The organism is Pseudoalteromonas sp. CO325X (assembly GCF_004208955.1).
In the GTDB taxonomy this organism is placed as follows: domain Bacteria; phylum Pseudomonadota; class Gammaproteobacteria; order Enterobacterales; family Alteromonadaceae; genus Pseudoalteromonas; species Pseudoalteromonas ruthenica.
Window position 1 is genome coordinate 1 of the sequence record NZ_SGPG01000048.1, and the last position, 337, is coordinate 337.

Below are 337 nucleotides of genomic sequence, written 5' to 3' on the forward strand. Positions count from 1 at the left end.
GGTGGAGCTAAGCAGGATCGAACTGCTGACCTCCTGCGTGCAAGGCAGGCGCTCTCCCAGCTGAGCTATAGCCCCACATTACTAGGATACATGAGTTGTTTTTAACCGGTCTTTGCGTTGAGGCAAAGTGGTGGGTCTGAGTAGACTTGAACTACCGACCTCACGCTTATCAGGCGTGCGCTCTAACCAGCTGAGCTACAGACCCAAACAATCATGTTTGTTCTCTAATTTCTAATCAGCAATCATCTGTGTGGACACTACGAACAAATCAGTTCTAAATCGTATAAGGAGGTGATCCAGCCCCAGGTTCCCCTAGGGCTACCTTGTTACGACTTCA

General features: G+C 49.3%; 2 tRNA genes and 1 rRNA gene. All 3 read right to left on the minus strand.

Annotated elements, in window-relative coordinates:
* Positions 1-2: 2 nt before the first annotated feature.
* Positions 3-75, minus strand: a tRNA-Ala gene (locus EXT46_RS18710).
* Between the two features lie 53 nt (positions 76-128).
* Positions 129-205 (minus strand) — tRNA-Ile (locus EXT46_RS18715).
* Positions 206-284: 79 nt separating this feature from the next.
* Positions 285-337: ribosomal RNA gene (locus tag EXT46_RS18965) — 16S ribosomal RNA — on the minus strand; the annotation flags it as partial.